The sequence below is a fragment of the Frankia sp. CgJB1 genome, from assembly GCF_977947065.1.
In genome coordinates this window covers 1-8176 of sequence record NZ_CDWTNB010000178.1, presented here as the reverse complement: position 1 = coordinate 8176, position 8176 = coordinate 1, and the positions used below count along the sequence as shown (strand labels likewise).

Genomic DNA, 8176 nt, shown 5'->3' with positions numbered 1-8176 from the left:
GTTATTTCAATGCAAATCCTAAGAACTGCCATCGCGTTCCGGTGTCGGTTGTGCCTCTGTCTGAGCTGCTGGTAAGGCCGGTGCGGTGGGACGGGGTGCGCGGCGACAATCCGAAGGGGGGACGGTGAAGGTCGTCTCGGTGGTGAACTACAAGGGCAGCGTCGGGAAAACCACCCTGACGGCCAACATCGGAGCCGAGATCGCTCGGCGCGGCAAGTGGGTCCTAATCGTGGATCTTGATCCGCAGGCGAGTCTGACGCTTTCGTTCTATCGCCCCGAGCAGTGGCACGAGTACCTTCAGCCGTACCGTACGATCAAGCACTGGTTCCAGTCATGGCGGCCGCGAGGGAAACTCCGGGACCCGTTGGAACTGGTGGACACCCCCGCGAAGGACAACTTTTACATCGGGGCCAACGGACGCCTCGACATCATCGCGTCTGATCTGACACTGAGTGACGTTGAGGAAGATCTGGTGGTTGCCGCGCACCGGGAGATCGGTGCCCGGAGCAGCAAAGACTTCCTGCGCGTGTTCGGGCGGCTGCGTGACGCGTTAACACAGATCCCGTCCGGCGACTACGAGCTCGTTTTGATCGACTGCCCACCGAGCTTTGGCATGCTGACTCGCTCGGCCATCGTCGCGAGCCAGTTCGTGGTGATCCCGGCGAAGCCGGACGAGCTTTCAACCGTGGCGATCGAACATTTTATGGACCGCTTTGATCACTTCAAGGGAGCCTACAACGGGGCAGCGGAGCGAGTTCGTTCGCTGGGATCTCAGGACCGCGTTTCCGCTGTCATCCTCGTTATCGTCTTCACGATGGTCCGCTACCAGGGTAAAGGGCCGATCCTGGCCGAACAGAACTTCATCGACAGGCCCCGCGCCGGGGTACCTGCATTTGGTACCCTGATTCGGGAGAACCACAGCTTCTATGCGGATCCGGCCGGAGAGAGTCTACCCCTGGTGTTGTCCGACCGCGTTCCCGAAAAAAACGTTGCGGAGATGCGTGCCCTGGTGACCGAGATAGTCCGCAGGATCGGAGAGTCCAACCGTGTCTGACTCCGCGGCTGGCCTCGCCAGCCTGGTGCTTGAACAGGTGGCGCGACTTGTCGGGCGGCTGGAACCGGCGCAGATACGTGATCTGACGGAGGGGCGGGCTCAGCTGGCCGTAATCCGTGCCTCTGGCGTAGCGGTCCAGCCGGCCGGCGTGCCGGGCGGCTCTCGGTCGCCCCGGTGGCCGGGCCGGCCGAGGCGTTTGAGCGTCTACGTCGGCGCTCGCCCGGTGCTGACGTGGACGTGGAGGCCACGCGGACCGCCATCATGGCGATGTCCAGTCGAGACGAGGCGGCCAGGTATGTGGCGGCGATCGGGACCGTGGCCGCGTTGCGGGGCTTGGCTGGCGGGCTCGGCGTGCGGCTCGCGTCCGTTCCGGCGAGCTTGTCAAGAGCCTAGGCCGGCGAGGTCTCGGCGCGGTTCGCGAAGGTCTGGTCGCGGGGCCACACGACGACCGCCGCCCGGTGATACCAGCGGTCGAGCGTGTTGCCCCAGTTGCCCATGTAGCCCTCGTACTCCGAGGAGTAGGGCTCGAGGTCGTCGGATCCGGTGGACGCGCACACCTCGTCCTCGCTCACGTCCAGCGAGACCTCTTCCAGCCGGGTGCCCTCCGGGCCGGTCCAGTGCGTGAGCGTGACTTCGGAGACAAGCAGCTCCTCGACCTGGTACTCGACGTGGTCCTCGCCCGAGTCGTCGGAGTCCTCGTCCTCGTCGTAGTCGTCCCAGTACCGTCCTCCTCGGTGCCCGAGGTCTTCATCCGCCTCGTAGGCGTTGTGCGTCGTCTTGACATCGGCGAGCGCGAACACGGTTTCGTACCCCGCCCGTTCGGCCGCGGCCCGCAGCAGGGACACGCGAGCGGCGTCGGCGCCCTTCAGCCCACTCCAGCCCAGTGCGCGCGGGGTGTACTCGTGGTCGAGGAGGTAGACGAGCCGGTTCGGTGGGTCGGCCGCGCCTCTGCCGTAGCGGCTGGCCACGGGCGTGCCGAAGTGCTCGCGAAGGAAGCCGGCCAGCTCGGCGGTTGCTCCCTCGTCGCCCTCCGGCAGGGCGGTGTCCCCGCGCAGCAGGAGGTTGTAGGTGAGCGCGATCCGGTACCCCGACCGCACCGCGGTGACCTCGTGCCGGCAGTCGGCGTAAAAGGCGACCAGTGACAGGTCCGTCTTCGAGCCCCGGTAGACCATCTTCTCGTCGAGGTGGCGCACCACGAGCTCGCCGCCGGTGTGGCTGGAGGGTAGTACCACCACCAGAGTGCCGATCATCGCGTAGTCCTTCTCGCTGTCCTGATGGGTGCGGAAGAACTGGCCCGGCTCGTACACCAGGAGCGCATGGAGGTCGGCCGTCAGCTCGGCGGCGATCGGCAGGCCCAGCTCGTCTTTTGCCGTCGTCAGAAGAACGTCGAGTGCCTTGTCGTCCCACTGGGCGTGGACGAGGTGCTTCGGGATCTCCCAGGTGTCGCGGACGCCCGGGTCGGTCAGAGTCTCCTCGCCGCGGCCGAACCGGGCGGGCTGGCCGAGGCCGAGCAGCTCGCGGGCCTGCTCGGGCCGGACTGGAAAGGCCACGGGCCCGACGCCCTCGACTTCGAGGCTCAGGTCATCCCTACTCGCTGTCAGTCCCACGCTGAACGTGGTCTCCGCGTCGCCGCGCAGCATCCTCGCCAGCCGGTCACGCGCCACGGTCGCCATTGCCCGTGCCCTCCAATATCCCCAGGAAGCGGTACCTCTCGTAGAAATCTAGAGGGCTGGGCGCACTCGACCGGTGTCGGTACCCAGTCGTCGCAGCCGTCGATCGTGCATCCCCACTGGAGGAGTATCGTGTGGCGGTTGGCGACGCTCACGGCTATGGGATCAAACTGGTATCGTTCTCCCACGGAAGCTGTTGTCGATCACGTAGGTCGGATCGTGCTGCCCAAGTTCATCCGCGAGGCGCTGGGCCTGCTCCCGGGTACGAAGGTGGACATCTCGCCTTACGGCGCTGGTGTGCAGGTTGCGAACCAGACCTGTCGGACCCATCGGGCATCGTGGCGGTATGCCCACCTCCGCCCACGAGACGCCGCTCGAGCTGCTCCGGCTCGACCCGTCCCTGCCCGACTGGGTGCAGACCGAGCTCCTCGGCGACGACGCCTCCGCCTTCGACCACGCGCGCCTGTACGACCCCAACGTCCGCCCGCTGGTATCGTGACCAGATCGCCGGGGACACCCGCAGCGGCGTGCGGCTGTACCCCCGGTTCTTTACTGCTGCCGACGTGCCCCTGGTCGCTGACGCGGAGCTGGCGGCGGCCCGCCCGGCGCCGGTGCTGCTCGCGGCGATCTGCCATCTCGACGATGTCAAGATCGACGTGATGTTCCCGGCGCTGCTGGCGGCGCTGGACGTGTTGGAACCAGACAAGAAGATCTTTTATGATGACGTGACAGTGGGTCGGTTGCCCGAGGCAGCCCGGGCCCGATGGGAGGCCTTTCTCAGGACGGCGACCCTCGGCCGGCATTACCACAACGAGCGCTACAACGAGATCGACGCCCGCGCTGAGGCCCGTGGCGAGGCTCTTGGCGAGGCCCGTGGCGAGGCGAGGTCGGTGCTGCTGGTGCTGGAGAGCCGCGGCGTGCCGGTGCCTGGCGCGGTCCGCGAGCGGATTCTCGCCTGCGTCGACACCGACCAGCTGGACCTGTGGCTTCGCCGCGCGGCCATCGCGGCCACCATCGACGACGTCACCCGGGACTGACCGCACGGGGCCGATGCCAGGGTGGGGCCGATGCACGCGGCGAGGTCGACCGGCCGGTGCCGACACTTCGCCTGGTGAGGGACGGCTCGCGGCGGCGCCAGCGCGGCCCTGCGCGGCGAGCAGTTCCCGGATCCACTTGATCGCGTGGCGGCCGAGTTGTGGGGAATAAGGCACGGTTCAGGGACCGTAGACCGTGCTCAGGTCCCCCAAATTCACCGGCTGACGGATCGCCGCCACCTTGATGTGTCGATTTATCCTGTATCATCCCCAATGGCGTCATGCGCGGGGTGCCCCGGGGGACCGGGGAGAATCGGGAAGCCGGTGAAGGTCCGGCACGGGCCCGCCGCGGTAACCGGGAAGTCGCCGTCCATGCGCGCCGCGCAGCCACTGGGTCTTCGGGCCCGGGAAGGCGGACGGCCGGCGTTGATCCGGAAGTCCGAAGACCGGCCCCGCATCGACGCCGCCCGTCGTCGTGCGGGCGGCCGGACAGCGGGAGCCTGCCATGCCTACCGACAGCTACCCTACCGACAGCTACCCCACGAACCTCCACCCCACGAACCTCTACGATGTCCTGCACCGGCGGCGCGACGTGCGCGGCCAGTTCACCGGCGGGCCGATCCCCGCCGACGTGCTCGACCGGGTGCTCGGGGCAGCTCACGCCGCGCCGAGCGTCGGTCTTAGTCAGCCCTGGGACTTCATCCTCGTCACCGACGAGCGGTCCCGGCAGGACTTCCACACCCACGTGCACCGCGAGCGCGCCGTCTTCGCCGCGACCCTGACCGGTGAGCGTGCCGCCCGGTTCGCCCGGATCAGGATCGACGGCATCCTGGAGTCGTCGTTGTCGCTGGTCGTGACCTACGATCCGCACCGCGGCGGGCCGGCGGTGCTGGGTCGGCACGCCATCGCCGACGCCGGCTTGTACTCGGTGTGCCTGGCGATCGAGAACCTGTGGCTCGCCGCGACCGCCGAGGGTCTCGGGATGGGCTGGGTGTCATTCTACCGGGAGCCGTTCGTTCGTGACCTGCTCGCCATCCCCGCCTACATCCGGCCCGTGGCGTGGCTCTGCCTCGGGCCGGTAACCCACCTCGAGCACGTTCCCGACCTCGAACGCCACGGCTGGGCCCGGCGGCGTCCCCTCACCGACGCCGTCCACGTCGAGCGCTGGGGCGCGATGCCGCCCGGGGACAGTGCTCCCGCTGATCCTGGAATCGACGGGCCAGCGGGTGTCTAACACTTGTTAGACTTGAGGCATGACTGTGGTGAGCCTGCGGGATCTCAGCCATGCCGTGGGTACCTGGGTTGACCGTGCGCACGCGGGAGAATCGATCATCATCACTCGTAACGGACGACCGTGGGCGAGGCTGGTGCCCGAACTGACGCAGACGGGCAGTGACTACCTGGACCAACTCGTTGCCGAGGGGCGCGTTACCCTCTCCACCGCGAGCCTGGCTGATCTCCCCGAACCGACGTCCACGGGCAGCTGGGACGGCCGTGACTCCGTGGACGTGGTGGCGGAGCTACGCGGGGAATCTTCTTGAATTATCTGGATTCCAGTGCATTGGTGAAGTTGACCCATCCGGAGAGTGAGACGCGTGCGCTGCGCTCCTGGCTTGCCGTGCGGCCAGGCGTCGCGGTGTCGTCTGCGTTTGCGATGCTCGAAGTGACCCGAGCGTTGCGCTGCAGCGACCCCGTCGCTCTTCCCCGTATCCCTGACGTCCTGTCGCGGATCACGCTCGTGCCCATCGACCAGCCGATCATGGTCTCCGCCGCGGCCTTGACGGATCCGTTGCTGCGTTCGCTGGATGCCCTGCATCTCGCGACGGCGCTCCGGCTTGATGCGCCGTCATTGGTCTTCGTCAGCTACGACAAGCGCCTGTCGACCGCCGCCGCCCAGGAAGGCCTGACCGTTGCTGTGCCCGCCTGAGGCGGGGACCGGGCTCGCTACCCACCGGAGCCTGGGGGTGCGGACCGGGACGTCGTGCGTCAGGAGCAGCGCGACGGTCACCAGGGTCCGCCGCCGCGGCGTCAGCTCGGCGTAGGCCTCGCCGCCGGGGGGAGCGGATCCACCGCCGTGCGCGGGCCCATTCACGGATTCGGCCCGGCGGTCGAGAGCGCGCCGTGCAGGAACAGGTCCACCAGTTCCCCGGTGGTCAGCAGCTTGGGGGCGTCTGCCCGGCCGGCGGGCATCAGCAGCAGCGCGAAGGCGCCCGCGAGGCGCTCCGGCGGCAGCCGCAGCGCCTCGCGGGCGGGCTCGAACAGCGCGGCCAGGGCCGTCCGCAGCGCGGCGAGTCCCGCCTCGCGGTCCGGGACGGCTGGTGGGACGGCCGGCGGGGCCGATGCTGGGGCTGAGGCCGGGGCCGGGGAAAGGGCAGGGGACGGCGGCTCGGCCGATCGGTCGTCGGAACGGGCTCTCCCCGCCGTGGCGGGCATCCGGCGTTCCAGCCGGCCGGTGGCCGCGAGGGCTCCGGCGACGGCGCCCAGCCGGGCCATGTGGCCGCGCAGCACCTCGGCCGCCTCGGTGAGGCGGGCCGGGAGCGGCTGGTCGAGCGGGATCGCCGCCAGGTGGGTGGCGGTGTCGTCGGGTCGCAGCGCCTCGGTCAGGCAGGCCGCCAGCAGGGCCTCCTTGTCCGCGAAGACACGGAAGATCGTGCCTTCCCCGATGCCTGCCGCGCGGGCGATCTTCGCGGTGGTGACCGAGGTGCCGTACTCGATGACGAGGGGGAGGGCCGCGGTGACGATCATAGCGCGGCGCTGGTCGGGGTCCATGACCGGGGCCCGGCGTCGGGGCGGGATCGGTGAGGTCTCTGGCATGCGATCCACAGTACGGAGTGAGTACTCACTCCGCAAGGGTTGACTGACGGCGGCCTCCCGCCGACCGGGGCAGTATGGGCGGATCAGGCCCGCAAGTCGCGGATCAGGCCCGGGCCGGGCACCACCTTTCGGCCCCCTGTTTCCGTTCAGGTCGTGTTTAGCATTCCCGAAACCCGCGGCCAGGCTAGGCTCGTCCCACATGAACGGCGTTCCCGAGCCGCTGAACTAGCCGCTGAAAGGGTCCTCATGCGACGGCGTCTGTCGATCACCCTGGCCGGCCTTGGGTTGTTCACCGCGTTGTTCGCCGCCGCGGCCTCGGCGGTGGCATCGGCAGCTCTGAGCGTCACGAGGGTCGTCGCGGAGCCGGTCGCGTTCACGACCTGGAACGAGAAGCAGCCACCGGCGGCCGTCACCTACAACCGGCATCTCGTGCCGGTCGGCGCCGGGGCGGTCGTACTGGCGGCCGGCGGGCCTCGTACCGTGGTGGGCCTGGTGGTTCAGGGCCTGCTGCCCGACCGCAGGTACGGGGCGCATGTTCATCAGAAGGCGTGTGGCGCGACGGGTACGGCGTCCGGGCCGCATTACCAGAACATCCCGGACCCGGTACAACCCTCTGTCGATCCGGCGTACGCCAATCCACACAACGAGGTCTGGCTGGATTTCAGCACGGATGCCGGCGGCAACGGCCAGGCGTTCGCCATCGTCGACTGGAACTTCCGGGCCGGCGGTGCCAGTGCGGTCGTGCTCCATGAGCACGGGACGAGTGGCATGCCCGGCGAAGCCGGATCTGCCGGTCCGCGGGCGGCCTGCATTACCGTTCCGTTTTCCTAAATCTTTCCTAAATCCGATCGCTTCGCTGGCTTGTGCCGAAGCCGAAGCCGAAGCCGAAGCCGAAGGCGCCGGTCGCCGGGCTCTCCCGCCTCCCGGTGGACTCGTGGCCCCTTATGGACGCCGTCGGCGGCGGTCGCGCAGCGGGTTTGCCGTAGTCAGAGTCTCCGGTGCGTGGTGGATGGGCACCAGGACGCCGGACGGTGGCGTGACGCGACGATGCGGCGGGCTTCAGCAGAGTGGCCGTGCGGCGGGTTCAGCAGGGCGGCGGTGCGGTCGTCGTCGCCCCGAGTGGGGCGGCCGTCGGGCAGCTTGTCGCCGTGGCCGAGGTGCCCGGGCTCGGCGACGAGGTCGGCACGACCGTCGGGGATGCGCCCGTCGGCTGCGATGGCCGGCTCGTAGGCGTGGCGCTCGGCTGCGCGCTCGCCGCGGTGAGTACCGGTGTCGGAGTGCCCGGGTCCGTCGGTGTCATCGGCTGTTCGTCGCCGACCGGGGGTGGGCTGGCCGGGCCGAGCCGGGCCGAGCCGGGCTGGGCTGGGTGCCCGGCGTCCACAGTGGAGCACCGGCTGGCGGCTGGTTCGCGGGGTCGCTGGGGACCGCCCGGCCGAACGACGGGGCGGGGGCGGCCGGTTGCACCTGAGGATCGGAGCCGCCGGCACCGATGAGCACGGCGGCGAGCCCGGCGAGCCCGACGAGCCCGACGATTCCGGCGAGCAGGACGACCGGCAGCGCTCCGCGCGCGCTCGGTGCCCGCCGCCGCCAGGATGCCGGGAGCC

At 69.3% G+C, this 8176-nt stretch carries 10 protein-coding genes, 1 pseudogene and 1 riboswitch; of the genes and pseudogenes, 7 read left to right on the top strand and 4 right to left on the bottom strand.

What is annotated here, in order from left to right:
- Positions 1–124 precede the first annotated feature (124 nt).
- Positions 125–1054, top strand: a complete 930-nt coding sequence (locus AC08OT_RS16940; protein WP_476594069.1) for a ParA family protein — start codon at positions 125–127, stop codon at positions 1052–1054.
- A gap of 389 nt (positions 1055–1443) precedes the next feature.
- Here AC08OT_RS16940 and AC08OT_RS16935 read toward each other — a convergent pair whose 3' ends face one another.
- Positions 1444–2727, bottom strand: coding sequence for a 2OG-Fe(II) oxygenase (locus AC08OT_RS16935; RefSeq protein WP_476594068.1), 1284 nt, complete (start codon positions 2725–2727; stop codon positions 1444–1446).
- A gap of 343 nt (positions 2728–3070) precedes the next feature.
- Between AC08OT_RS16935 and AC08OT_RS16930 the strand changes: the two genes are divergently transcribed.
- From AC08OT_RS16930 to AC08OT_RS16910, 5 genes are all read left to right on the top strand, one after another.
- Complete coding sequence (locus AC08OT_RS16930) at positions 3071–3223, top strand: hypothetical protein (RefSeq protein ID WP_476594067.1); 153 nt, start codon at positions 3071–3073, stop codon at positions 3221–3223.
- Positions 3224–3251: 28 nt separating this feature from the next.
- Entirely contained in the window at positions 3252–3761 is a 510-nt protein-coding gene (locus tag AC08OT_RS16925) for a hypothetical protein (RefSeq protein ID WP_476603022.1), read from the top strand.
- 268 nt (positions 3762–4029) lie between these two features.
- Positions 4030–4227, top strand: a riboswitch (cobalamin riboswitch).
- Positions 4228–4263: 36 nt separating this feature from the next.
- The gene (gene bluB, locus AC08OT_RS16920) at positions 4264–4992 is read left to right on the top strand and encodes a 5,6-dimethylbenzimidazole synthase (protein WP_476603021.1); all 729 of its coding nucleotides are present in this window, start codon (positions 4264–4266) and stop codon (positions 4990–4992) included.
- Between the two features lie 19 nt (positions 4993–5011).
- A complete protein-coding gene (locus AC08OT_RS16915; protein WP_476594064.1) occupies positions 5012–5299 on the top strand; it encodes a type II toxin-antitoxin system Phd/YefM family antitoxin in 288 nt (95 codons plus the stop codon).
- Positions 5296–5685, top strand: a complete 390-nt coding sequence (locus tag AC08OT_RS16910) for a type II toxin-antitoxin system VapC family toxin (protein WP_476594063.1) — start codon at positions 5296–5298, stop codon at positions 5683–5685. Before AC08OT_RS16915 ends, AC08OT_RS16910 begins: the two co-directional genes overlap by 4 nt.
- 161 nt (positions 5686–5846) lie before the next feature.
- Here AC08OT_RS16910 and AC08OT_RS16905 read toward each other — a convergent pair whose 3' ends face one another.
- Positions 5847–6572, bottom strand: a complete 726-nt coding sequence (locus AC08OT_RS16905) for a TetR/AcrR family transcriptional regulator (protein ID WP_476603020.1) — start codon at positions 6570–6572, stop codon at positions 5847–5849.
- Positions 6573–6818: 246 nt separating this feature from the next.
- On the opposite strand from AC08OT_RS16905, the gene AC08OT_RS16900 reads away from it, so the two are divergent.
- A complete protein-coding gene (locus tag AC08OT_RS16900; protein ID WP_476594061.1) occupies positions 6819–7403 on the top strand; it encodes a superoxide dismutase family protein in 585 nt (194 codons plus the stop codon).
- 253 nt (positions 7404–7656) lie between these two features.
- Here AC08OT_RS16900 and AC08OT_RS16895 read toward each other — a convergent pair whose 3' ends face one another.
- Both AC08OT_RS16895 and AC08OT_RS16890 read right to left on the bottom strand, forming a co-directional pair.
- Complete coding sequence (locus AC08OT_RS16895; RefSeq protein ID WP_476603019.1) at positions 7657–7872, bottom strand: hypothetical protein; 216 nt, start codon at positions 7870–7872, stop codon at positions 7657–7659.
- Positions 7869–8176: pseudogene (locus AC08OT_RS16890) on the bottom strand (hypothetical protein); the annotation flags it as partial. The gene AC08OT_RS16895 and the pseudogene AC08OT_RS16890, both read right to left, overlap by 4 nt.